General features: G+C 64.9%; 23 protein-coding genes. 6 read left to right on the top strand and 17 right to left on the bottom strand.

The window, feature by feature from the left end; all coding sequences use genetic code 11:
- Nucleotides 1-19: 19 nt before the first annotated feature.
- A complete protein-coding gene (locus tag ACOKS3_RS17815) occupies nucleotides 20-1,039 on the bottom strand; it encodes an alpha/beta hydrolase (protein ID WP_103447964.1) in 1,020 nt (339 codons plus the stop codon).
- A 146-nt stretch (nucleotides 1,040-1,185) separates the two neighbouring features.
- Here ACOKS3_RS17815 and ACOKS3_RS17810 point away from each other — a divergent pair, with 146 nt between their 5' ends.
- Nucleotides 1,186-2,070, top strand: a complete 885-nt coding sequence (locus ACOKS3_RS17810; RefSeq protein ID WP_103447963.1) for a LysR family transcriptional regulator — start codon at nucleotides 1,186-1,188, stop codon at nucleotides 2,068-2,070.
- 76 nt (nucleotides 2,071-2,146) lie between these two features.
- Here the strand turns inward: ACOKS3_RS17810 and ACOKS3_RS17805 are convergent.
- From ACOKS3_RS17805 to purU, 7 genes are all read right to left on the bottom strand, one after another.
- A protein-coding gene (locus ACOKS3_RS17805) for an IS3 family transposase (protein WP_422764683.1) occupies nucleotides 2,147-3,519 on the bottom strand; the annotation gives its coding sequence in 2 pieces (ribosomal slippage) (nucleotides 2,147-3,043 and nucleotides 3,046-3,519; 1,371 coding nt in all).
- A 105-nt stretch (nucleotides 3,520-3,624) separates the two neighbouring features.
- Entirely contained in the window at nucleotides 3,625-4,230 is a 606-nt protein-coding gene (locus ACOKS3_RS17800; protein WP_103447962.1) for an aminomethyltransferase family protein, read from the bottom strand.
- Nucleotides 4,231-4,233: 3 nt separating this feature from the next.
- Nucleotides 4,234-7,137: a 2Fe-2S iron-sulfur cluster-binding protein gene (locus ACOKS3_RS17795; RefSeq protein WP_422764335.1), complete on the bottom strand. Its 2,904-nt coding sequence runs from the start codon at nucleotides 7,135-7,137 to the stop codon at nucleotides 4,234-4,236.
- Nucleotides 7,134-7,439, bottom strand: a complete 306-nt coding sequence (locus tag ACOKS3_RS17790; protein ID WP_103447960.1) for a sarcosine oxidase subunit delta — start codon at nucleotides 7,437-7,439, stop codon at nucleotides 7,134-7,136. The genes ACOKS3_RS17795 and ACOKS3_RS17790 overlap by 4 nt, the downstream gene beginning before the upstream one ends.
- A 12-nt stretch (nucleotides 7,440-7,451) precedes the next feature.
- Nucleotides 7,452-8,693, bottom strand: a complete 1,242-nt coding sequence (locus tag ACOKS3_RS17785; RefSeq protein ID WP_103447959.1) for an FAD-dependent oxidoreductase — start codon at nucleotides 8,691-8,693, stop codon at nucleotides 7,452-7,454.
- The gene (gene folD / locus ACOKS3_RS17780) at nucleotides 8,675-9,586 is read right to left on the bottom strand and encodes a bifunctional methylenetetrahydrofolate dehydrogenase/methenyltetrahydrofolate cyclohydrolase FolD (protein ID WP_422764336.1); all 912 of its coding nucleotides are present in this window, start codon (nucleotides 9,584-9,586) and stop codon (nucleotides 8,675-8,677) included. The genes ACOKS3_RS17785 and folD overlap by 19 nt, the downstream gene beginning before the upstream one ends.
- Nucleotides 9,583-10,449 (bottom strand): formyltetrahydrofolate deformylase, encoded by an 867-nt coding sequence (gene purU / locus ACOKS3_RS17775; RefSeq protein WP_103447957.1) that lies wholly within the window; start codon nucleotides 10,447-10,449, stop codon nucleotides 9,583-9,585. Before purU ends, folD begins: the two co-directional genes overlap by 4 nt.
- A gap of 224 nt (nucleotides 10,450-10,673) precedes the next feature.
- On the opposite strand from purU, the gene ACOKS3_RS17770 reads away from it, so the two are divergent.
- The 5 genes from ACOKS3_RS17770 (at nucleotide 10,674) to ACOKS3_RS17750 (ending at nucleotide 13,789) form a co-directional block, all read left to right on the top strand.
- Nucleotides 10,674-11,075 (top strand): hypothetical protein, encoded by a 402-nt coding sequence (locus tag ACOKS3_RS17770; RefSeq protein ID WP_103447956.1) that lies wholly within the window; start codon nucleotides 10,674-10,676, stop codon nucleotides 11,073-11,075.
- Nucleotides 11,076-11,163: 88 nt separating this feature from the next.
- Complete coding sequence (locus ACOKS3_RS17765) at nucleotides 11,164-11,385, top strand: MbtH family protein (protein WP_103447955.1); 222 nt, start codon at nucleotides 11,164-11,166, stop codon at nucleotides 11,383-11,385.
- Nucleotides 11,382-12,101, top strand: a complete 720-nt coding sequence (locus ACOKS3_RS17760; protein WP_422764337.1) for a thioesterase II family protein — start codon at nucleotides 11,382-11,384, stop codon at nucleotides 12,099-12,101. Before ACOKS3_RS17765 ends, ACOKS3_RS17760 begins: the two co-directional genes overlap by 4 nt.
- A gap of 57 nt (nucleotides 12,102-12,158) precedes the next feature.
- Nucleotides 12,159-12,710: a hydrolase gene (locus ACOKS3_RS17755; protein WP_422764338.1), complete on the top strand. Its 552-nt coding sequence runs from the start codon at nucleotides 12,159-12,161 to the stop codon at nucleotides 12,708-12,710.
- Nucleotides 12,711-12,736: 26 nt separating this feature from the next.
- A complete protein-coding gene (locus tag ACOKS3_RS17750; protein ID WP_103447953.1) occupies nucleotides 12,737-13,789 on the top strand; it encodes a DUF1615 domain-containing protein in 1,053 nt (350 codons plus the stop codon).
- 49 nt (nucleotides 13,790-13,838) lie between these two features.
- Here the strand turns inward: ACOKS3_RS17750 and ACOKS3_RS17745 are convergent, their stop codons facing one another.
- From ACOKS3_RS17745 to ACOKS3_RS17705, 9 genes are all read right to left on the bottom strand, one after another.
- Nucleotides 13,839-14,708: a metal ABC transporter solute-binding protein, Zn/Mn family gene (locus ACOKS3_RS17745; RefSeq protein ID WP_103447952.1), complete on the bottom strand. Its 870-nt coding sequence runs from the start codon at nucleotides 14,706-14,708 to the stop codon at nucleotides 13,839-13,841.
- The gene (locus ACOKS3_RS17740) at nucleotides 14,705-15,604 is read right to left on the bottom strand and encodes a metal ABC transporter permease (protein ID WP_103447951.1); all 900 of its coding nucleotides are present in this window, start codon (nucleotides 15,602-15,604) and stop codon (nucleotides 14,705-14,707) included. The genes ACOKS3_RS17745 and ACOKS3_RS17740 overlap by 4 nt, the downstream gene beginning before the upstream one ends.
- Complete coding sequence (locus ACOKS3_RS17735) at nucleotides 15,604-16,350, bottom strand: metal ABC transporter ATP-binding protein (protein WP_103447950.1); 747 nt, start codon at nucleotides 16,348-16,350, stop codon at nucleotides 15,604-15,606. The genes ACOKS3_RS17740 and ACOKS3_RS17735 overlap by 1 nt, the downstream gene beginning before the upstream one ends.
- Nucleotides 16,347-17,249 carry a metal ABC transporter substrate-binding protein gene (locus ACOKS3_RS17730; protein WP_103447949.1) on the bottom strand — a complete coding sequence of 301 codons (903 nt, stop codon included), beginning with the start codon at nucleotides 17,247-17,249 and terminating at the stop codon, nucleotides 16,347-16,349. Before ACOKS3_RS17730 ends, ACOKS3_RS17735 begins: the two co-directional genes overlap by 4 nt.
- Nucleotides 17,250-17,264: 15 nt before the next feature.
- The gene (locus ACOKS3_RS17725; protein ID WP_103447948.1) at nucleotides 17,265-17,849 is read right to left on the bottom strand and encodes a DUF6162 family protein; all 585 of its coding nucleotides are present in this window, start codon (nucleotides 17,847-17,849) and stop codon (nucleotides 17,265-17,267) included.
- A gap of 11 nt (nucleotides 17,850-17,860) precedes the next feature.
- A complete protein-coding gene (locus ACOKS3_RS17720; RefSeq protein WP_103447947.1) occupies nucleotides 17,861-18,181 on the bottom strand; it encodes a hypothetical protein in 321 nt (106 codons plus the stop codon).
- Nucleotides 18,178-18,717, bottom strand: a complete 540-nt coding sequence (locus ACOKS3_RS17715) for a thiamine pyrophosphate-binding protein (protein ID WP_103447946.1) — start codon at nucleotides 18,715-18,717, stop codon at nucleotides 18,178-18,180. Before ACOKS3_RS17715 ends, ACOKS3_RS17720 begins: the two co-directional genes overlap by 4 nt.
- Nucleotides 18,714-19,907 (bottom strand): PepSY-associated TM helix domain-containing protein, encoded by a 1,194-nt coding sequence (locus ACOKS3_RS17710; RefSeq protein ID WP_103447945.1) that lies wholly within the window; start codon nucleotides 19,905-19,907, stop codon nucleotides 18,714-18,716. The genes ACOKS3_RS17715 and ACOKS3_RS17710 overlap by 4 nt, the downstream gene beginning before the upstream one ends.
- Nucleotides 19,908-20,075: 168 nt before the next feature.
- Nucleotides 20,076-21,410, bottom strand: coding sequence for a lysine N(6)-hydroxylase/L-ornithine N(5)-oxygenase family protein (locus ACOKS3_RS17705; RefSeq protein WP_103447944.1), 1,335 nt, complete (start codon nucleotides 21,408-21,410; stop codon nucleotides 20,076-20,078).
- Nucleotides 21,411-21,508 lie beyond the last annotated feature (98 nt).

Raw genomic sequence — 21,508 nt, 5'->3', positions numbered from 1 at the left:
GCCGTGCGGTTGGCTGGCGTTATTGCAAGTGCACGTTCAGTTCGTTTGCGGCCTGGCGCATCGCCGCTTTCACCGCCGGCACCTGGCTCAGCGGGTTGAGCAACCCATAGTCATGGATCATGCCGTTGTAGCGCACCGAGGTAACGGTCACGCCGGCCGCATTCAGCTTGCGTGCATAGGCCTCACCTTCATCCCGCAGCACATCGAACTCGGCGGTCTGCACCAGTGTCGGCGGCAGGCCCTTGAGCTGTTCGCTGCTGGCACGCAGCGGCGAGGCGTAGATCTGCTCCCGCGCCTTGGCATCGGTGGTGTAGTTGTCCCAGAACCACTTCATCATCCCGGTGGTGAGGAAGTGCCCCTCGGCGAACTGCTTGTACGACGCTGTCTCGAAGCTGGCATCGGTCACCGGCCACAGCAGCAGCTGGAAGCGCAGGGCCGGGGTGCCGGCCTCTTTGGCCTTGAGGGCGACCACCGCCGCCATGTTGCCGCCGACGCTGTTGCCGGCCACGGCCAGGCGCTTGCCGTCGACACCGATTTCCTTGCCGTGCTCGGCGACCCATTGGGTGGCGGCATAGGCCTGGTTGATCGCCGTCGGGTAGTGCGCCTCGGGTGACGGGGTGTAGTCCACATAGACCGCCACCGCGCCTGAGCCAACCACCAGGTCGCGGATCAGCCGCTTGTGGGTCGGGAAGTCGCCAAGCACCCAGCCGCCGCCGTGGAAGAACATGAACACCGGCAACTCACCTTTGACATTGGCCGGGCGCACCACCTGCAGCGTGATCGACTGGCCGTTGGCCTGGATGGTGCGTTGCTTGACCTCGATACCGGACAGGTCGACCTGCACCGAAGCCTGGGCACCGGTCAGCACGGCGCGGGCGTCTTTCGGGCTGAGCTGTTCGAGCGGTTTGCCGCCACCCTGTGCCAGCGCTTCGAGGAAGGCCTGGGTGTGCTGTTCGACGCCTGGGCTGCCGGCGGCGAAGGCGCTGGAGACGGACAGGGCGAGGAGGGAAGCGGTGAGGGTCTTGTGGACAATGTTCATGAGCGAATCCTTTTCTGGGTAAGTGCTGGTAATGGGCGTCTTGCCTGGCCTTCAGGGCCATCGCTGCGACCTGTGTGTAGATTAGGGAGATGCACTGACGGGAAAAAGCCGCTATAAAGCGTTTGACTGTCACCAAGAGCGAGACAATGAACCCCTACGAAGACATGCGCATCTTTGCCCAGGTCATGGAGGCCGGCAGTTTCACTGCCGCCGCCGAGCGCCTTGGCATGTCCAAACAATCGGTCAGCCGCCGCCTGATGCAGCTTGAAGAGCGCCTCGGCGTGCGCCTGCTCAACCGCTCCACCCGTCGGCTGGACGCCACGCCGCTGGGCCAGCACTACTACCAGTCGGCGCTGCGCCTGCTGGGCGAGGTGCAACAGGTAGAACACGACATCAGCGGCCAGGCCCAGGCTCTGCGCGGCACCTTGCGCCTGAGTGCACCGCTGTCGTTCGCCGTGGCCCACCTGGGCTGCCTGCTGACCGAGTTTCTGCAGTTGCATCCGCAGGTGGATGTGGAGGTGGACCTCAGTGATCGTGCCGTGGACCTGATCGGCGAGGGGTACGACCTGGCGCTGCGCATTGGCGCGCTGGAAGACTCCAGCCTGATCGCTCGGCGCATTGCCGATGTCGAGCGGGTGTATTGCGCGAGCCCGGCGTACCTCGATGTACATGGCGTACCGACAAAGCCTGAGCAACTGGCCGAGCATGATTGCCTGCCCTATGGGCATTCGCGGCAAGTGCAGTGGCAGTTCAGGCAGGGCGGCAAGGTCCAGGTGATTCAGGTGACCGGGCGGATGCGCGCGAACAACGGCGAGTTGCTCCGGGATGCGGCGATTGCCGGGATGGGGGTGACCTATTTGCCGACCTTCATCGTCGGCCAGGCGCTGGCAGACGGGCGGCTGGTGACGGTTCTGGATGAGTGGGTGCCGCCGGCGTTGCAGTTGTCGGCGGTGTACCCGCAGCACCGACAGGTGGCGCGGCCGGTGCAGGGGTTTGTGAGCTTCCTGCGCGAGCGGTTGACTCAACTCTGAGGCCAGGCTGGGCCCTTCGCGGGACAAGCCCGCTCCTACAGAGTGAACTGCGCCCCATTTGTTGGACAGTCTGTGATTAGGCTGCTGCAGCCTGACTCCTGTATGCCACGGGAGTCAGGCCGCCCAGCCCCATCTTGATTCGATCATGGTTGTAGTAGTTGATGTATTCATCGATTGCCGCCCTCAGCTCTGCGATGCTGGCGAAGCGCTGACCATGGTACATCTCTATCTTCAGTGTGCCGAAAAAACTCTCCATTCGTGCATTGTCCAGGCAGTTGCCTTTGCGCGACATGCTCTGCTCCAGCCCCTTTTCTTCGAGTCGATTCCGGTAGGCGTAGTATTGATACTGCCAGCCCTGGTCGGAATGCAGCATCGGCTTGGCTCCTTCCGGTAGCTTCGCAAGCGCCTGCTCCAGCATCTGGCCGACCAGAGGATAGTGCGGCGAAGTATCGATCTGATGCGCCACGATCTCCCCGCTAAACAGGTCCAATATCGGCGATAGGTACAGTTTCTCACCCGCCACCTTGAACTCGGTCACGTCTGTTACCCATTTCTCGTTGGGCTCTGCTGCCGTGAAATCGCGCTCCATTGTGTTGGGCGCAATGCGTCCGGGCTGACCGCGATAGGACTTGTACTTTTTCACGCGCACCGTGCATTTGAGGTCGAGTTCACCCATCAGCCGGCGCACAACTTTACTGTTTACTATTTGGCCAATGTTGCGCAGCGCTGCAGTCATGCGTCGATAGCCATAGCGCCCCTTATGCCGCCCCTGGGTCTCACAGATATGAGCCTTTAACGGGGCCAGCTTGTCACCTGCAGCCATCACCTTGAGTTGGTAGTAGTACGTACTGCGCGCCAGCCCAGCCAACTTGAGCAGGTTGTTGAGGGGGAATCGGTTACGCAAGGCCGAGATGATCAGGACTTTTTCTTCTCGGCCTTCTTCTGCCTCGCCTTCTCCTCGCGCAGCTCTTTTAACTTTTTTAGATAGGCGATCTCCATCTCGGCATGGCGCAGCTTGGCCAGCAACTCGGCGTGCGAGAGATCTTCATCGGCTACAGGTGGGGTGTTGGCGGGTGGAACAGGTGGTTTAGGCATGAGACTGCGCGGACCTTTGCTCTTTGCTGTCAGGGCTTTGATGCCGCCACTGTAGTACTGCGATTCCCATATGCCTATCTGGCTGGAGTGGCTCATATTGAAAACGGCTGCCGTCTGGCGCAGCGATAGCTTGTCGCGCCACATCCGCTCAAGCACCGAAAGCTTGAACTCAGGGCTGAAAGTCCGTGTTTGTCCGCAGAGGCTAGCCTCGCCATGGATGCGATAGCTCGCGACCCAGCGCCGAAGCAAGGAGGGATCCATCTGCAACTCAGATGCGATGGTGCGATAGCCAATGCCTCGCTGCAGAAAGGCATGGATGGCTGAAAGTTTGAACTGCTTGGTGTGCTTGCTCACGTAAAACGCCCCTGAGGTTGGATTTTTTGTCCAACATCAGGGGCGCAGTTCAGAGTCGCGATTCCCTGTAGGAGCGGGCTTGTCCCGCGAAAGGGCCAGTGCAGGTCAACGCATCAATTGATCCACCCCAATCCACCCGCCATCGAACTCATCCATGGCATCCAGCACCGCTTCCTGGAAGTAGGCCAGCGATGCCCGGTCAAACAGCAGCTGTAACGCCGGCAACTCATCACTGCCGACATTCACCACAATCACATTGATCCGCGCCGCTGAAGTCTGCGCCACGGCCCCGACCGCAAACGCCTGCGCCCGCAGGTCGACCCCGCACAACTTGGCCATCACCGCACTGCAATGCTCCCCCGACAGCTGCAACCAGGCGTGGCTGTCCTGACGCGGCAGCAGATAGTTGCGCCGGGCATCCTGCCTCCACGCAGCCTCTTCGGCAGCTACCCGTGCGCCCTGATCGGCAACGCTGCCCAGCAACAGGTACTCGCTGGCCGACAGGCGCGCCACCCAGCCCCCGTCATCCTGGCGCGAGGCCTGGTTGGACTGCGCTGGCAAACGGTAGCCACGCGCCTCCAGATACGCCGCACTGTCCCCGCCGCGAAACCCGACCCGCGCCAGTTCCGTCAGGTCGGTCAACGCACAGCTGTGCAGCAGCTCGGCCCTCGGGGTGCGTGGAATGAAGGCTTCAGCTTTCAAACTGGTCATGGTTCAGAGCTCCTGGCGCAGGTTGTCGGGATCATGGAAGGGCAGTTGCACCACCTTGGCATTGACCATCACGCCGCCTTCCACGCGGATCGGGATGTGCATGCCAGGCGTCGCCTGATGGGCGCCGGCGTAGGCCAGGCCGATGATCTGCCCCAGGGTCTGCGAATACTCGCAGGAGGTGACGTTGCCGCTGATGTTCGGGCCGTCCAGCACCAGGTGGCCTTCCAGCGGCTGCGGGCTGCCCTTGGGCAGGGTGAAGCCGACCAGCTTGCGCTTGAGCGGCTGCGCTTCGAGGATTTCGATCGAACGCTTGCCGACGAAGAATGGCTTCTTGCGGCCGATCGCCCACTGCATGTCGATCTCCGCCGGGTGGGTCATGCCGTCGGTGTCCTGGCTGATGATCACGTGGCCCTTTTCCAGGCGCAGCAGGCGCTGGGTCTCGACGCCGAACGGGCGTATGCCCAGCCCGGCACCGGCCTGCATCAGCGCGTCCCACAGGCGCTCGGCATGACGCGCCGGCACGTGCATTTCATAACCCAGCTCGCCGACGAAGCCGACCCGCAGGATGCGCGCCGGAATGCCGGCCACCGTACCCAGGCGTACCCCCAGGTAGGGGAACGCTTCGGCCGATAGCTCGACATCGCCACACACCTTGGTCAGCACCTGGCGCGACAGCGGCCCGGCCAAGTTGACCGCGGCCAGGGCGGCGGTGACGTTGGTGATGTCCACGTCCAGCCGCCACTGCGCGTTCCACTTGAGCATCTGCTGGTAGATACGATCAACGCCGCTGGTGGTGGCGGTGACGTAGAAGTGCTGCTCGGCCAGGCGCGCGCAGACGCCGTCGTCGATTACCACGCCGTGCTCGTTGGTCATCAGTGCATAGCGGGTGCGACCGATGGCCAGTTTGGCGAAGCCGAAGGTGTACAGGCGTTCCAGCAGTTCGGCGGCGTCAGGGCCGCGCACGTCCAGGCCGCCCAAGGTGGAAACGTCGATCAGGCCGACCTTCTCACGCACATGGCGGGCTTCCTCCTGCATGCAGCGCTCGCGTGCTTCCGGCTTGCCATAGTAGGCCGGGCGCTGCCAGATGCCTGCAGGCATCATCTTCGCGCCCGCTTGCAGGTGGCGGTGGTGCATCGGCGTCTGCCGGTAAGGGTCGAACGCACGGCCGGCGACGTGCGCCAGCTTCTCTGCCTGGAATGGCGGGCGGGCGGTGGTCACGCCGGTATCGCTGATGCTGCGGCCGGTGGCCTGGGCCACCAGGCGTGCAGTGGGCAGCGCCGAGTGGCGGCCCTGGGACGGGCCCATGCCGACCGTGGAGAAGCGCTTGACCAGTTGCACGTCGCGGTAGCCGCTGCGGGTGGCGTTGACGATATCGCGCACTTGCAGGTCCTCGTCGAAGTCGACGAAGTCCTTGCCCTTGGGGTGTGGGAAGATCGGCCAGGGGAAGTTGACCTTGGCCTCGGCAACGTAGGCCGACGGCGTTGCTGCTTGCAGGCCCAGTGCCGCGAGGGCTTCGGCGGCGCTGCGGCTGGCGTCGGTGAGCACGTTGTCCAGGCGATGGCGGCCGTTCACCGAACCGGCGATATCCAGGCCAGTGGGCAGGTTGCTGATGGCAAACTCGTCACGGTTGACGTCATAGGCCAGCTTGCCACCGGCCTGGCACAGCAACTGATACACCGGCATGTAACCGGCGGACATGCACAACAGGTCGCAGGCCACGCGCAGGCCGTGTTCGCCAACTTTGCCTTGGCCGGTGATCGGGCGAATGTCCACGCCCGTAACGTGGCGCATACCTGCTTCGTGCAGGGCTTCATAGACGGTACTGCCCAGGTGCACGGGAATGTCGCGACGCTTGAGCTCGCTGGCCAGTGCAACATCGGCAGGTGCGGCGCGCATGTCGACCAGGGCGGCGACTGCCACGCCTTGCTCCTGCAGGTCGAGCGCGGCCAAGTAGCCGTCATCGTGGCCGGTGAGAATTACCGCGCGTTGCCCCGGCTTGACCGCGTACAGCTTCATCAACCGCTGCGCGGCGCTGGTCAGCAGCACCCCGGGCAGGTCGTTGTTGCGGAACACCACCGGCTGGTCGAACGACCCGGCCGCCACCAGGCAGCGAGTGGCGCGTACCTTGTACAGGCGCTTGTGCTGGATCACAGGCAGGTAGTTGTCGGTGAACCAGCCATTGCAGGTGGCCTCGCACAGCACCTGGATGTTCGGGTGGCCTTCGACGGCGGCGAGCAGTTCCTGGCGCAGGCTGGCGGCGCGGGTGCCGGCGATGTCGAAGCGGGCGTAGGTCAGCGAGCCGCCGAGCACCGGCTGTTGCTCGATCAGCAGCACCTTGGCCCCGGCATTGGCGGCGTCCAGCGCGGCGCGCAGGCCGGCCGGGCCGGCACCGATCACCGCCAGGTCGACAAACAGATAGGCCTTGTCGTAGTACTGCGGCCTGAAGCCGAGGTCGAGCACGCCGAGGCCGGCCTTCTTGCGGATCAGCGGCTCCCACACCTTCCACATGCCCTTGGGCTTGTAGAACGAGCGGTAGTAGAAGCCCACCGGCATGAAGCGCGAGAACTTGCCCAGGTAGGCGTCGCGGTCGTGTTCCAGGCTGCCGTTGAAGTTCTGCCCGGCGACCACCAGGCCATCACGGGCGGCCTCCAGGTCGGCCAGCACGTTGGGCTCTTCGGCGAGCTGCACCAGGGTGTTGGCGTCCTGCCCGGCCATGCTCAGCGGGCCACGCGGGCGGTGGTACTTGAACGAGCGCGACAGCAGCCAGCGGCCGTTGCCGAGCAGGGCACTGGCAATGGTGTCACCGGCAAAACCCGGGCAGGCCTGGCCATCGAATTCGAAACGCAGGGGTCGCTCGCGGTCGATCAGCAGGCCCATGGGCGCGGGGAGGCGAGTGAGGCTGTTCATCCGGCGATCTCCGGGGTGGCGGCGGGGGTGAAGTCGACGCGGCGGTCGAACAGATCTTTCGGGTCGAAGGTGCGCAGCACCTGGTCGCTGACGGTGTGGCGCTCGGCCAGGAACCAATAGCTCGAGGCGTTGTGCAGCCACCACTCGATGACCACGCCGGCCAGGTTGTCGCTGTTGAACACGTAGTCGGCCCACTCGGCGTCAGTGCAACTGGCCGGGTCGGGCATGGGCTTGAACTCGCCGCCGTAGGTGAACTCGCTGATGTTGCGCGGGCCGTTCAAGGGGCAGGTCAGGATTTTCATCGTCGTGTGCTCCTAGTGGCTGGCCGCGGTGGCGCCCATCTCGTTGACTTGCTGGAAGCGGCTGAAGCGCTCCAGGGCAAAGGGCGCGATCATGTCCGGGACCTTGCCGCCGCTGGCAACCAGCTCGGCCATGGTCTTGCCGCAAATAGGCGTGGCCTTGAAACCCCAGGTGCCCCAGCCGGCGTCGAGGTAGTAGTTGTCGACCGGCGACAGGCCCATGATCGGGCTGTAGTCCGGGGTCATGTCGGTGATCCCGGCCCACTGGCGCATCAGCTTGGCGTTGGCCATGAACGGGAACATCTCGATGGCGTGGGCCAGCAGGCTTTCCTTGAGGTCGAGGGTGGAGCGGGTGTTGTACAGCGGGTACGGGTCGGAGCCGCCACCGAAGACAATCTCGCCACGGCTGGTCTGCTGCACGTAGCAGTGCAGCGCCGAAGAGCTCACCAGCGGGTCGAGGAATGGCTTGAACGGTTGGGTGACCATGGCCTGCAGCGGGTAGGTTTGGATCGGCGCACGGATGCCGGCCTTGGCCAACAGCTGCGAACTGGCCCCGGCCACCGCCTGCACCACGCAGCCGCACTGCACGGTGCCGCGGTTGGTCTTGACCGCTTCGATGCGGCCATTGCGGATCAGCAGATCCTGCACTTCGGTGAGCTGGTGAATTTCTACGCCGCGCTTGGCGGCCTGCTTGGCGTAGCCCCAGGCCACCGCATCGTGGCGCGCGGTGGCGCCGTCGATGTGCCAGAGGCCCGCCTGCACCGGCAGATGGCCGGGGTCGAGGTTCAGGCTCGGCACCAGCTCGCGGATCTGCTGGCGGTCGATCATTTCGCTGCGCCCGCCAAAGTGCTTGTTGACCTCGGCGCGCTGGCGGAAGGCACGCACGGTGGCGTCGGTATGCGCCAGCGTCAGCTGGCCGCGCTCGGAGTACATGATGTTGAAGTCGAACTCGTTGGACAGGTTCTGGAACATCCGCACCGATTCTGCGTAGAAGCGCACGCCCTCGGAAGTGAGGTAGTTGGAGCGGATCACGGCGGTGTTGCGCGCCGTGTTGCCGCCACCCAGGTAGGACTTCTCCAGCACGGCGACATTGGTCACGCCGTGGTACTTGGCCAGGTAGTAGGCGATGGCCAGGCCGTGGCCGCCGCCACCGATGATCACCACGTCATAGCGCGGCTTGAGTTCGCACGGTGGCGGCAGGTCGACCTCCACCGGGTAGTCGGCGCTCAGGCCGTATTTCAGCAGGGCGAAAGGCATGGGGTGCGCTCCTGGTGGGCGGCCTGCTGCTGCAGGTCGAGGGCGAGCAGGGTGTTTTTCATCAGGTAGGCGATGGTCATCGGGCCAACGCCGCCGGGCACCGGGGTGATGGCGGCGACCTGGGGCAGGGCGGCGGCGAAATCGACATCGCCGACCAGGCGGCTGTGGCCGCCTTCCTCGATGCGGTTGATGCCGACATCGATCACCACCGCACCGGGCTTGAGCCACTCGGCGCCGATCAGCTTCGGCTTGCCTACCGCTGCGACAAGGATGTCGGCCTGGCGGCATAGCACCGGCAAGTCACGACTACGTGAATGCACCACGGTTACCGTACAGTCGGCCTGCAGCAGCAGTGCGGCCATGGGTTTGCCGACGATGTTCGAGCGGCCGACCACCACCGCATGCTTGCCGCGCAGCTCGCCACAAGCATCGCGCAGCAGGCGCATGCAGCCGCTGGGAGTGCAGGGCGTGAGCACATCGCGCCCTTGGGCCAGGCCGCCGACGTTTTCGCTGTGGAAACCGTCCACGTCCTTCAGCGGGCTGATCGCCTGGAGAATGCGGTGCTCATCGACATGCTCGGGCAGCGGCAACTGCACGAGGATGCCGTTGACCTCGCTGTCACGGTTGAGCCTGTCGATCAGGGTCAACAGCTGCGCCTGGCTGGTGTCGGCCGGCAGGCGATGTTGCAGCGAGCGAATGCCCACTTCCTCGGCGCGCAGCACCTTGTTGCGCACATACACCTGGCTGGCCGCGTCGGCCCCGACCAATACCACCGCCAGGCCCGGCTGCACACCGCCTTGGCGCAAGGTCTGCACCTGCTCGCGAACCTCTGCCAGCACCCGTGCCGCGGTGGCCTTGCCGTCGATCCGCTTGATGCTGGGGATGGTGTTCATTTGAAGATCACCGTGCGGTCGTGGTTGAGGAACACCCGGTGTTCGAGGTGGTACTTGACGGCGCGGGACAGGGCGATGGTCTCGGTGTCGCGGCCGATCGCCACCAGGTCGTCGGGGGCGTAGGCGTGGTCCACGCGCTGCACTTCCTGTTCGATAATCGGGCCCTCGTCGAGGTCGCGGGTGACGTAGTGGGCGGTGGCACCGATCAGCTTGACCCCGCGCTGATAGGCCTGGTGGTACGGCTTCGCGCCCTTGAACCCGGGCAGGAACGAGTGGTGGATGTTGATCGCCCGGCCCGACAGCTGGCGGCACAGGTCGTCGGAGAGGATCTGCATGTAGCGCGCCAGCACCACCAGTTCGGTGCCGGTGTCCTCGACGATGCGCATCAGTGCGGCTTCCTGCTCGGCTTTGGTCTCCTTGGTCACCGGCAGGTAGACGAAGCGGATGCCCTGGCGCTCGGCCATTGGCCGCAGGTCGAGGTGGTTGGAGACCACGGCGGTGATCTGCATGTCCAGTTCGCCCTTGGCATGGCGGTAGAGCAAGTCGGCCAGGCAGTGGTCGAACTTGCTGACCATCAGCAGCACGCGCAGTGGCCGGGCGCTGCTGTGCAGGCTCCAGTCCATGTCGAAGCGCTGGGCGACATCGGCGAAGCCTGCTTCCAGTTGTGGTGTATCACCGCTGACGCCGGTGTTGTAGCGGAACACCGCACGCATGAAGAAGCGGCCATTGTCCTCGTCGTCGAACTGCGCCATCTCGCTGATGTAGCAACCGTGCTCGGCCAGGTAGGTGGTCACCGCCGCGACGATGCCGGACACGGCCGGGCAACTGACGCGCAGGATGAAGTGATCGGGAGCGGGGTGCATGTCGGATAGGCCTCGTGATGGAGTGGGGCAGGTCTGGCACAAGGGCAAAAGAAGCTTCGCGGCGGGCGAAGTGGTGTTTCTTGGTGGGAATATAAATTTCCCTTGGGCGATTTATAGGCGAAGCGAGGGGGCGAGGTCCAGCGGTTTATGAAATTTTTTATCCTGTCAGGAAAGTTTTTCTGAAGCGTTTACTGAGAACGGGACGGTGAAGCTATGCTTGCTCCATGAGCACCCCACCCCCTCTTCGCCAACCGTGCCCCCCTGGCGCCTGTGACTGCGGCCGCGACCACCTGGCCGAACAGCCGCCAGCGGCCCAGCGCATCCTCCTGCTCACCCGCCAGGAAGAAAAGCGCCTGCTCGAACGCCTGGAAAACCTCAAGGACCTGGAAGACCTGCAGCGCCTGCAGCTGCGGCTGTACGAAAACCTCGGCATCCGCGTGCACATCAGCCCCGGCTTCAACGAAGTGCGCACCATGCGCGGCATCGTCATCGAACTCGACGACCAGCCCGGCCTGTGCCGCAAGACCCGCCAGTCGATCCCGGCCGCGATCCGCCGGGGCCTGGAGCGCAATCCGCAGGTGGCGTTCCGGTTGCTTGATGCGCATGACCTGCTGAGAGACGCCTGAGGCTAATTTTTCCGTAGTGCCCTACGTCTACCTGAGAACCTCCCTGCGCCAGGCGCGCAGCGGCAGCCATCACTCAAGGAGACAGGCAATGACTTCCGTATTCGACCGCGACGATATCCAGTTCCAGGTAGTGGTCAACCACGAAGAGCAATATTCCATCTGGCCGGACTACAAGGCCATCCCAGAAGGCTGGCGCGCGGTGGGCAAGAGCGGCCTGAAGAAGGACTGCCTGGCCTACATCGACGAAGTCTGGACCGACATGCGCCCCTTGAGCCTGCGCCAGCAGATGGCCGCAGCTACTGCCCAGTGACCACACTCAACTTGCTGTGCCTGCCGTATTCCGGGACCAGTGCCATGGTCTACAGCCGCTGGCGGCGCAAGCTGCCGGCCTGGCTGCAGGTGCGCCCGGTCGAGTTGCCCGGGCGCGGCTCGCGCATGGGCGAGCCGCTGCAGACCGACATGCAGGCACTGGCCCGGCAACTGGCCAACGAGCAACGCCTGGCCGCCAACGCGCCTTATGCCTTGCTCGGCCATAGCCTGGGCGCACTGCTGGCCTTCGAACTGGCCCACGAACTGCGCGTGCTGGGCTGCCCGCCGCCGCTGGCACTGTTCGCCTGCGGCACGGCGGCGCCCACCCGGCGCGAGGATTATGACGGCAACAACTGGCGCGACCCCAAGACCGATGAGCAGCTCAAGTCCGAACTGCGCGAGCTCAATGGCACGCCGGAGGAGGTGCTGGCCAACGCCGAGCTAATGAGCCTGACCTTGCCGACCTTGCGTGCAGACTTCCTGCTCTGCGGCCGTTACCTCTACCGTCAACGGCCTGCCTTGCAGTGCCCGCTGCACGTGCTCGGTGGCGAAGCGGACCGGGCCAGCGCAGAGCAACTGCAGGCCTGGCGCAAGGAAACCCTCGGTGATTTCTCGCTGCAGATGTTCCCCGGCGGCCACTTCTTCATCCATGAGCATGAGGACCGGGTGCTCGGTGCGCTGACGCAGGCCCTTGAAGCACATCGGCTTTCTGCCTGATTGACGGCGTCGCCTGCCTGGGGGAGGCTAGGCCTTTTCCCAGGCAAGGGGCAGACAATGCTGATCGAACATCACAAGGCCACGCTGCTGGTCGTCGACATCCAGGAAAAGCTCATCGGCGCCATGAGCGACCCACAGGGCACCCGCGCCCGAGCGCGCTGGCTGCTCTCGGCCTGCAACGACCTGGAACTGCCGATCGTGATTTCCGAGCAGTATCCCAAAGGCCTGGGCCATACTCTGGCGGAACTCATCGCAGTGGCCCCGGCGGCCGAAGTCGTGGAAAAGACCCATTTCTCCTGCGTGGCCGCCGAGTGCCTGCCGGCCAGCCTGATGGCCCGTGAGCAGGTGATCGTCTGCGGCATGGAAAGCCACGTCTGCGTGCTGCAGACCGTGCTCGGCCTGCTGGCCCTGGGCAAGCAGGTGTTCGTGGTCGAGGATGCCTGCGACAGCCGCACCCCGGGCAACAAGGCCGCGGGCCTTACGCGCATGCGCCAGGCCGGAGCACAGGTGGTGACTCGGGAAATGGTGCTGTTCGAGCTCATGGGCAGCGCCAGCCACCCGCAGTTCCGCCACATCAGCAAGACCTACATGGTCGGTGAACAGCCCTGAACGGCCGACTTTTGGCGGCAGGGCTGATGGCCCTGGCGCTGCTGCAGGGCTGCGCCGGGCGCCGCGAGGAAGAGCCTGAGGCCGACCCGGCCAAGGTGCGTGCCCTGTTGCTGCGCCTGTTGCCGGCCCAGGCCAAGGACCGCGAAGGCTGGGCCAAGGATATCCAGGTGGCGTTCGAGGCCCAGCGCATCGCGCCAAGCAAACGCAACCTGTGTGCGGTGTTGGCGGTGACCGAGCAAGAGTCGACCTTCAACGCCGACCCACAGGTACCCAACCTGGGGCGCATCGCCCGTGAGGAAATCGACCGCCGTGCGGCGCGCCTGCACATTCCCACGCTGCTGGTCGACGGTGCACTGAAGACGCCCTCAGGCAATGGCCAGAGCTATCAGCAGCGCCTGCTGGCGGTGCGCAGTGAGAAGCAGCTGAGCGCGCTGTACGACGAGTTCATCGCTCGCCTGCCGTTGGGCAAGACGCTGCTAGGCGGGTTGAACCCGGTGCACACCGGTGGGCCGATGCAGGTCAGCATCGAGTTCGCGGAAAAGCACGCCAAGGATTATCCCTACACCTATGACGGCACTATCCGCCAGGAAGTCTTCAGTCGCCGTGGCGGCATGTACTTCGGCATTGCCCATTTGCTCGGCTACCCCGCGCATTACGAGCGCCAACTGTACCGCTTCGCCGATTTCAACGCGGGCTGGTACGCCAGCCGCAATGCCGCGTTCCAGGCCGCATTGAGCAAGGTCACGGGGGCGGACCTGGCACTGGATGGCGACTTGATCGCCCCAGGTTCGATCTTGCCCGGCAGCACCGAGCAGGCGGCGCGCAAGCTCGGGGCCAAGCTGGGGCTGCGTAATCCACAGATCCGCAGCCAGCTGGAGCTGGGCGACAGCCTGGCATTCGAGGACAGCAAGCTGTACAGCGGGGTGTTTGCCCTGGCCGATGCGGCGGCGGGCAAACCGGTGGCGCGGGCAATGCTGCCGGGGATCGAGCTGAAGAGCCCGAAGATTACCCGCAAATTGACCACCGCCTGGTTTGCCGGGCGAGTGGATGAGCGCTACGAGCGGTGCATGAACCGATAGATTTATGCCAGTGCCGGCCTCTTCGCGGGACAAGCCGGTGCTGGCGACATCACCCTTCGCTCAATGCCCCGACCACCTGCTCGACACTGGCCTTGAGCCCAGCCACCGCATTCTCCGGATCACTCTCCACCACCAGCAACTTCGCCCCGGCCGCCTCGATCACCTTGGCCAGCGCCGCATCCGGCTGCCGATGGTCCAGCACCAGCGCCACGTCCTGCCCCTTGAGGTTCTCACCCAGTGCTTTCAGCGCAGCCTCATCCCACTTGCCATCCGCCGGCAACGGCTGCTCCACCACATCCAGGTTCAAGCCGCTGGCCAGATACCCCAGGCGCTCGGACAGGCTGACCACACTCAGGTTGTCGACCTTGGCCAGCTGCGTCTGGCTGCTGGCGGTCAGCTCCAGCAACTGGCGCTTGAGCCCCGCCAGGTTGCCTTGGATCCTGCCCTTGTCGGCGGGTGCCAGGCGCTCCAGGTCATTGGCCAGCACATCGGCCATGCGCCCCAGGTTGGTCGGGTTCAGCCAGGGGTAGGCACCATAGGCGTCATCGCCACTCACGGCGATGCCCGGCAGTGCGCCATCGACCGGCCGCGCGGCATCGATCTCGACGATGCGAATGTTGCTGCGCCGCGCCATCGGGTACAGCGGGTCGTCACGCCAGATCGAGCGCACGCCGATCACCGCGTCGGCCTGCTGCGCGGCCTTGGCCAGTGCTGCGCCTCCACGGCTGCTGAAGTATGACGGTTGGCGGCTGGCCGGCAGGTTGGCCGGCGCGGCGCGCGTGAGCTGCACGGCGGTACCGTCGAGCAGGGCACTGGCCAGGCTGTGGGTCACCGGCAGAGTGGCCAGCACTTGTGTGGCCGAGGCGAGTGCGGGCACGCCGGCGAGGGCGACGGCCAGGGTGAGGTGTTTCAGGTTCATGCCGGGTTTCCTTGCAAGCGAGGGACGAGGGCGCGGGCCAGCGCGGCGAGGGCGAAGCAGATGCCGGCGACCAGAATGATCGCCGCGCCCGAGGGCACCGGCAGGTCGAGGACGATCGGCAGGAGGATGCCGAGCAGTGTGCTCAGGGTGGCAATCAGCACTGAGACGAAGAAAAACCCCTTCAACGACTGGCTGACCAGGCGCGCCGCCGCAGCCGGGATCACCAGCAGAGCACCGACCAGTATCGCCCCGATTACCTTCACCGAGGCCACCGTGACCAGGGTCACCAGCACCACGAACAGATAGTCCAGGGTTTTCACCGCCACCCCGCGCACGGCAGCCAACTGTGGGTTGAAGCTGGCCAGCATGATGCGGTTGTAAAGCGGCAGGGCCAGGGCCAGCACTAGCAGCGCGATGATGCCCAGCACCACCAGGTCCTGGGCACTGACGGTCAGTACCGAGCCGAACAGCACGTTCTCGAGAATGTGCACGTTGATCTTGCCGGCCAGCATCAGCAGCAAGCTGGCGCCGAGGGCCAGCGACACCGAAAGGAACACGCCGATCAGCGTGTCCGGCGACAGCCCGGTGCGGTTGCGCAGGAAGTTGAGCAGGATGCCGAACAGCAGGCAGTAGCCGAACAGGCTGCCATAGGGGCCGGTATACGGTTCGCCAAGCAGGATGCCGATGGCGACCCCGGTCAGCGCGGCATGGCCGACCGCTTCGGAGAAGAAGGCAAAGCGCTTGACCACCACCAAGGTGCCGAGGCCGCCCAGCACCGGGCCGATCATCAGGCCGGCCAGCAAGGCATTGATCACGAAACCGTAGGCCAGCGCCTCCGGCAGGTAGCCAGCGCCGGCCCATTCCTGGATCAGCTGGCGGAATGCTTCGAAGCTCATCAGGCAAGGCTCTCGCTGCGGGGATGGACGGAGAACAGGCCGAGCAGGCGCTCCGGGGTCAGGGCTTGGGCGGGTGGGGCGTCGAACAGCACTTGGCGGCTCAGGCCGGTGACCCGATCGGCCAGGCGCAGCACGGCCTCAAGGTCATGCTCGATCCACAGCACGGTGGTGCCGGCCTGGCGCCAGCCTTGCAGCAGTTGTTCGAACACCTGGATACCGGCTTCGTCGAGCGCCGACATCGGCTCGTCGAGCACCAGCAATTGCGGCTCGGGAATCAGGCCCTGAGCCAGCAGCACGCGCTGGCGTTCGCCACCAGACAGCGCGCCCATGCGCCGCTTGCGTTTGTCGAGCAAGCCGACCCGTGCCAGCGCCGCATCGACTGCCGGCTGCACTCGGCGTGACAGGCCGAGGAACGCCGGGCGCCGCTGGCACATGGCAGCCATGAAGTCGTCCACGGTCATCGGCAGCCCGCGGTCGAATTCCAAGGCCTGCGGCACATAACCGATCACCTGCTGCGCGCCTGGCCAGTGCAGGCTCAGCTGGCCCTGATGCGGCATCTGCCCGAGCAGGGTCTTGATCAGCGAGCTCTTGCCGCCGCCATTGGGGCCGACGATGGCATGCACGCTGCCCGCGGCGACGCTGAAGTGCACCTGTTCGAGAATACGCGTGCGGCCCAGGGTCAGGTCGATGCCGGCAAATTCGATGCGTGGCCCGCCGGGCGCCGTGAGGTTGGCAGCGGCGGTCATGCGCGGTTCTCCTGGATGGCGCGGACCACGGTGTCGAGGTTGCGCTTCATCTCCACTTCGTATTTGTCCTTGGTGTATTCGCCGTAGGAAATGTGCGTCAGCGGATACAGGCGCACGCCGGATTCGCGCTGGATGGTTTCGACATAGGCCGAAGGGAAGTCCATCTCCGAGAAAATCACTTTCACGTCCAGCGCCTTGAGCTGGTCGATGGTCTTCTTCAGCTGTGCCGGGCTCGGTTCGATGCCATGGGCGGGCTCGACCACCGCGGTCACTTCCAGCCCGAAGTCACGCACCAGGTAGTCGTAGGCAGCATGGATGGTGGCCACGCGCAAGGTTGCGCTGGGCGCCTCGGTCACCTTGGCCAGCGCCTCGGCACGCAAGGCGCGCAGGCGCTTGGCGTAGGCGCGGGCGTTCTGCGTGTAGAGCTTGGCGTTGTCCGGGTCGAGTTTGCCCAGCTCGCGGGCGATGTTGTTGACCTGGGCGATGGTGGTGCTGATCGACAGGAAGGTATGCGGGTTGACCACCTTGCCGGCGCCGCGGGCGGCGATGCCGGTGGCCGCCAGCAACGGCACGTTCTGGTTGGCTTCGATGGTCTTGATGCCGGGCTTTTCGCTGGCGGCGATCATGCGGTCGGCGAAGTCGTCATGGCCGACGCCATTGAGCACCACCACGTCCAGCGTGCCGATGCGCTTGATGTCCTCGGCGCGGGGCTCGTACGCATGGGGGTTGAAGCCCGCCGGAATCAACGGCACCACTTCGGCCTTGTCACCGACGATGTTGCTCACGTAGCTGTAGTAAGGGTGCAGGGTGATGCCGATGCGTAGGGGCTTGCCGGTGTCGGCCAGGGCCAGTGCCGGCAGGACGCAGGCCAGGAGCAGTGCGAGGGCTTTGCGGAACATGGGGAATCCTTGGGTTCAATGGCGGTGTTCGCGGGTAACCCCGGCGTCGTAGTGGCTGACTACCTGCTGCCAGCCGGCGGCGATCAGCGCGGCCTGGCCGAGGTCGTCGGGGAGCACGGCGGTGCTGTCGCGGCGCAGCCAGACGTCGACCTCGGCACTGTCGGCAGCGGGCAGAATCATCAGGAAGCTGCCTGCCACGTGCGGCGCCTGGCTGCGGCCCAGATAGGCACCGCTGGCCAGCCACTGCCACTGGTGATTGCCACGGCTCTGGCTTCCCGCGTCTGCAACGAACGGTGGCAGGCCTTCCTCGGCCAGTATTTCGACACTGGGCGTGGCGGCGCTTTCATCGCGCAGCAGCTGGATTTCGTCGAAGGCCACGCGCAGGTCGGTATAGATACCCTGTTCGGCGGCGGTCAGGTCGCGGCGGGCGTCGATCTGGTGGCTGGCGATGGTCTGCTCGTCGTCGCGCTCGCCGCGCAACAGCACCACGCTGGCGGCGAGGGCGACGATCAACAGGCTGACCAGCAGCACGTAGAGGGTTTCGTGCCCGGCACCAGCCGGGCGCACCACATGGGTATGGCGCATGGCTGGGCTGCTCATGTCTGTGCTGCTCATGGCTGCGCGATGTCGGCGTGGTCGACTTCCACGATATGGCCCGGGCCTGCGTCGAACAGCACGTAGAACTCGCCGTCGGGGCGCTTGAAGGTCAGGCTCGAGTCGTCACCGAGCTTGCCGCCGACCAGTACCTGTTCATCGTAGCCAATCACGTCGAGGGTCACCCCTGGCGCGCCGCTGCCATCGGAAAAGCCGCCGGTGCATTTCACCTGGCCACCCGCCACTTCCTCGCACTCGCACATCGGGTTGTGGGCCAGGGCCGGGCCTGCGACCAGTACCAGCCAGGGCAGGGCGAGCCTGCGCATCAGGTGTTTCATGGTTTGCCTCCTTGTTTTTCAAGCCAGGCCACAGTGGCTGGCGAAGCCTTGGCCAGCGGAACGGAGGCCTGGTGCAGGCTGCCGTCCCAGCCTTCGAGGGTGATCCAGATCTGCGCATCGGCGGGGGTGCGCGGTGGTATGGGCAGGTTGGTGACCATGCGGTACGGCGCGCCGAAGAAAATGGTGCCGGCGGCGCGCAGGCTGCGCGGCTTGCCGATGCGCAGGTAGATCGCCTTGACCTCGTTCACGCAGGCCTTGCACAGCGCCGCGTTGAACAGCTTGAAATGGCCGGCGGGGCCATCGGCGCGCGGGGGCTCGTTGCGCAGTTCGGCGAGATCGAGGCGGTAGGGGCCGACCTGAATGTCGCTGATCGGGTTGGCACCGAGCCCGGCGTCACCGCGCAACAGCCTGACGTCGGCGAAGTACTTGGGCATGAACCCCAGGGGAATGAGGATCAGCAGGATGTTCAGGTGGAAGCGCCACTTCAACCACCATTGCTTGAATGGGCGTACGGGCAGGGCGTTGGCCTGGCTCATGGGCGGACCTCCAGGGTGGTTTCGCGGCTCGTGTTGCGCGGTGCACGCTCGCCGCGCTTGAGCGCCGCGGCGGTGGCCTGGGCGGTGCGTTTGGTCCAGATCAGCAGGCCGCTGAACACCATCAGGGTCAGGATCAGGCCGAAGAAGAACCACACCAGCTTGATCGGCAGGCCACCGAAGTCGCCGGTGTGCAGCGGGCGCATGGATTCGGTGAAGAACTCCAGGGCCGAGCGATCGCTGAGCAGGAACTGGCTGTCGACCTGGCGGGTATAGGGGTTGACCGACGCGCTCTGGAACATCAGCGGGTACCAGCCACGCCCGCCCATTTCGATGTGGCTGTAGGCGGTAGCCGGCAGCGAGACGGAGGTGATGTCCAGGCTCGGGATGGCCAGACCGGCAATACGTGCGGCCTCGTCTACGTCGATACGCGGTGCCGGGCTGCCATCGGCGGTCTGCGGCACCTGCTCACGCGCGATCACCGGGACGATCGGTTCGCTGGAAATGGTGATCTGGTTGTCGAAGAGGATCGCCCGGGTCAGGAACCAGATGCTGGTGATGGAAATTACCGCAATGAACCAGATCGACCAGACCCCGGCCAGGCGGTGCAGGTCGCCCCAGAAGATGCGCGCGCCATGGCCGGTGCGTACCGGTTTGAAGAAGCCTTTCCAGAACTTCTTGTACACCACCAGGCCGGTGACCAGCGACGCCAGCATCGGCAGGCCGAGTAGCGAGACCATGTACCAGCCCCAGCTGAAGCCATTGGTGAACGGCACCAGCCACCAGCCATGCAGGGCGCGGGTGAAGGCTTCGAAGTTGAAGTCCGGCATCTTGCCCTGGATGGCCCCGGTATACGGGTTGACGTAGAGCATCGGGCTGGCGCCATCGGCATAGGTGACCCGCGCCGTCAGCGCGAAATGCGAACCGTCCGGCTGGCTGAGCGAATTGACGGCCATGTCCGGTTCGGCCTTGTGCAGGGCATCGAGCACTTGCTGGAAGCTCAGGCGTTTGGCGTTGTCGTCGGGCTTGCTGGCACGCACGTCGGGGTTGGCCAGCCAGACGATCTCCTGGCTGACCACGGCCAGCATGCCGGTGAAGCAGACGATCAGCACGAAGAACCAGATCGGCAGGGCGAGCCAGCTGTGGACCAGGAACCACAGCTTGGACTTGGATTTTTTCGGGGATTTGGCCATCGGTCCGTCTTCTGAAAAGGTGGGCGAGCACAGGCCCAACCAAGGGGGCTGCTTTAGAAAGGACGAATGAGAATGAAAATCCTGCTGGTTTAAGTGCAAGCAAATGTTTCAGAGGGCACAAAGGCCGACCGGGCGCATGGCGCCCTGTCGGTGGGTGTGCAGCGTGAATCAGGCGCTGGTCAGGGCCACGGCGGGTTGTGCCATACCCTGCTGGCGAGCCAAGTCGTGATATAGCGCCTGGCCGATCTCTGCGGCACGGGAGGGCAGTACCGACAGCAAGGTGTCGCTGAGGCCGTGGCTGTTCTCGCAGAAGCCTTGCAGGTAGACCGAAGCCTGCAAGTCGGGGCTTGCCAGTACCCGGTAGTTGCGATCGACGCTGAAGTCTTCCACGTAGTTGGCCAGTGGTGCCAGCAGGTCGCGGTGCGAGCGGCGTTCGTAGCCGGTGGCGAGGATTACTGCGTCGTAGCGGTGGGTCTGCTGCTGGCCGGTGGCCAGGTCGCGCAGGGTCAGTTCGATGCCGTCGCGGGTGGCCACCACGGCTTCCACCTGGCGACGGCACAGCACGTTGTGGCGGAACTGGTGGGCGACCTTCTGCCGGTAGAGGATGCCGTAGATGCGCTCGATCAGGTCGAGGTCGACCACCGAGTAGTTGGTGTTGTGGTACTCGCCGAGCAATTTGGCGCGTTGGTCGGCCGGTTCGTTGTAGACCAGTTCGGTGTAGTCAGGGGAGAAGATCTCGTTGACGAACGGGCTGTCATCGGCCGGCTTGAGGGCAGAACCGCGCAGCACCATGTCGACCTTGACCGACGGGTAGCTGTCGTTGAGGTCGATGAAGGCCTCGGCGGCGCTCTGGCCCGAGCCGATCACCGCGATGCGCATCGGTTTGCCGGCCGTGCACGGCAGCTTGTTCAGGCTGCTCAGGTACTGGGAATGGTGGAAGACCCGTGGATCATCCTTGAACGCACCGAATTTTTCCGGGATTTTCGGTGTGCCGCCGCTACCGACCACCACCGAACGCGTGCGTCGGCTGAATTCGCGGCCCTGCATATCACGCGATACCAGGCGCAGGTGCTCGACGCGCCCGGCCTTCACTTCAGGCTCGATGCGCAGCACTTCTTCGCCGTACACCGCCTGGCTGGCGAAATGCTCGGCGGCCCAGCGCAGGTAGTCGTTGTACTCCAGGCGGCAGGGGTAGAAGGTGCCGAGGTTGATGAAGTCGGCCAGGCGCTGCTTCTGGTGCAGGTAGTTGACGAAGCTGTACGGGCTGGTCGGGTTGCGCAGCGAGACCAGGTCCTTGAGGAACGAGATCTGCAGTTCGCTCTGGGTGGCCAGGGTATCGCCGTGCCAGCGGTATTCCTTCTGCTTGTCGATGAACAGCGCATCGAGGGCGTGGCCCTGGCTCTGGGCGAGTTCTTCCAGGGCGATGGCCAGGGCCAGGTTGGACGGGCCGAAGCCCACGCCGATCAGGTCCTTGATAGTTTCCGGGTGTGCAGACTGGCTCATGGCTGCGATTCCATAATGGGTCGAATGTGGGCGCATGCCGGGGCTCCGGCGCCTGCGCTTGTACATTGGGTGGAACGAGCCAGTGGCAGGGGAATTTA

Source organism: Pseudomonas sp. HS6-2, from assembly GCF_049325675.2.
GTDB lineage: Bacteria > Pseudomonadota > Gammaproteobacteria > Pseudomonadales > Pseudomonadaceae > Aquipseudomonas > Aquipseudomonas putida_N.
Note: the sequence above shows the minus strand (reverse complement) of the source record. Positions and strands in the feature narration are given on the sequence as shown.

Excerpts from the sequence above, each read along its gene's own strand:
- ACOKS3_RS17815 (WP_103447964.1), bottom strand. The coding sequence starts at position 1,039 with ATGAACATTGTCCACAAGACCCTCACCGCTTCCCTCCTCGCCCTGTCC.
- ACOKS3_RS17810 (WP_103447963.1), top strand. The coding sequence starts at position 1,186 with ATGAACCCCTACGAAGACATGCGCATCTTTGCCCAGGTCATGGAGGCC.
- ACOKS3_RS17800 (WP_103447962.1), bottom strand. The coding sequence starts at position 4,230 with ATGACCAGTTTGAAAGCTGAAGCCTTCATTCCACGCACCCCGAGGGCC.
- ACOKS3_RS17795 (WP_422764335.1), bottom strand. The coding sequence starts at position 7,137 with ATGAACAGCCTCACTCGCCTCCCCGCGCCCATGGGCCTGCTGATCGAC.
- ACOKS3_RS17790 (WP_103447960.1), bottom strand. The coding sequence starts at position 7,439 with ATGAAAATCCTGACCTGCCCCTTGAACGGCCCGCGCAACATCAGCGAG.
- ACOKS3_RS17785 (WP_103447959.1), bottom strand. The coding sequence starts at position 8,693 with ATGCCTTTCGCCCTGCTGAAATACGGCCTGAGCGCCGACTACCCGGTG.
- folD (WP_422764336.1), bottom strand. The coding sequence starts at position 9,586 with ATGAACACCATCCCCAGCATCAAGCGGATCGACGGCAAGGCCACCGCG.
- purU (WP_103447957.1), bottom strand. The coding sequence starts at position 10,449 with ATGCACCCCGCTCCCGATCACTTCATCCTGCGCGTCAGTTGCCCGGCC.
- ACOKS3_RS17770 (WP_103447956.1), top strand. The coding sequence starts at position 10,674 with ATGAGCACCCCACCCCCTCTTCGCCAACCGTGCCCCCCTGGCGCCTGT.
- ACOKS3_RS17765 (WP_103447955.1), top strand. The coding sequence starts at position 11,164 with ATGACTTCCGTATTCGACCGCGACGATATCCAGTTCCAGGTAGTGGTC.
- ACOKS3_RS17755 (WP_422764338.1), top strand. The coding sequence starts at position 12,159 with ATGCTGATCGAACATCACAAGGCCACGCTGCTGGTCGTCGACATCCAG.
- ACOKS3_RS17750 (WP_103447953.1), top strand. The coding sequence starts at position 12,737 with ATGGCCCTGGCGCTGCTGCAGGGCTGCGCCGGGCGCCGCGAGGAAGAG.
- ACOKS3_RS17745 (WP_103447952.1), bottom strand. The coding sequence starts at position 14,708 with ATGAACCTGAAACACCTCACCCTGGCCGTCGCCCTCGCCGGCGTGCCC.
- ACOKS3_RS17740 (WP_103447951.1), bottom strand. The coding sequence starts at position 15,604 with ATGAGCTTCGAAGCATTCCGCCAGCTGATCCAGGAATGGGCCGGCGCT.
- ACOKS3_RS17735 (WP_103447950.1), bottom strand. The coding sequence starts at position 16,350 with ATGACCGCCGCTGCCAACCTCACGGCGCCCGGCGGGCCACGCATCGAA.
- ACOKS3_RS17730 (WP_103447949.1), bottom strand. The coding sequence starts at position 17,249 with ATGTTCCGCAAAGCCCTCGCACTGCTCCTGGCCTGCGTCCTGCCGGCA.
- ACOKS3_RS17725 (WP_103447948.1), bottom strand. The coding sequence starts at position 17,849 with ATGAGCAGCCCAGCCATGCGCCATACCCATGTGGTGCGCCCGGCTGGT.
- ACOKS3_RS17720 (WP_103447947.1), bottom strand. The coding sequence starts at position 18,181 with ATGAAACACCTGATGCGCAGGCTCGCCCTGCCCTGGCTGGTACTGGTC.
- ACOKS3_RS17715 (WP_103447946.1), bottom strand. The coding sequence starts at position 18,717 with ATGAGCCAGGCCAACGCCCTGCCCGTACGCCCATTCAAGCAATGGTGG.
- ACOKS3_RS17710 (WP_103447945.1), bottom strand. The coding sequence starts at position 19,907 with ATGGCCAAATCCCCGAAAAAATCCAAGTCCAAGCTGTGGTTCCTGGTC.
- ACOKS3_RS17705 (WP_103447944.1), bottom strand. The coding sequence starts at position 21,410 with ATGAGCCAGTCTGCACACCCGGAAACTATCAAGGACCTGATCGGCGTG.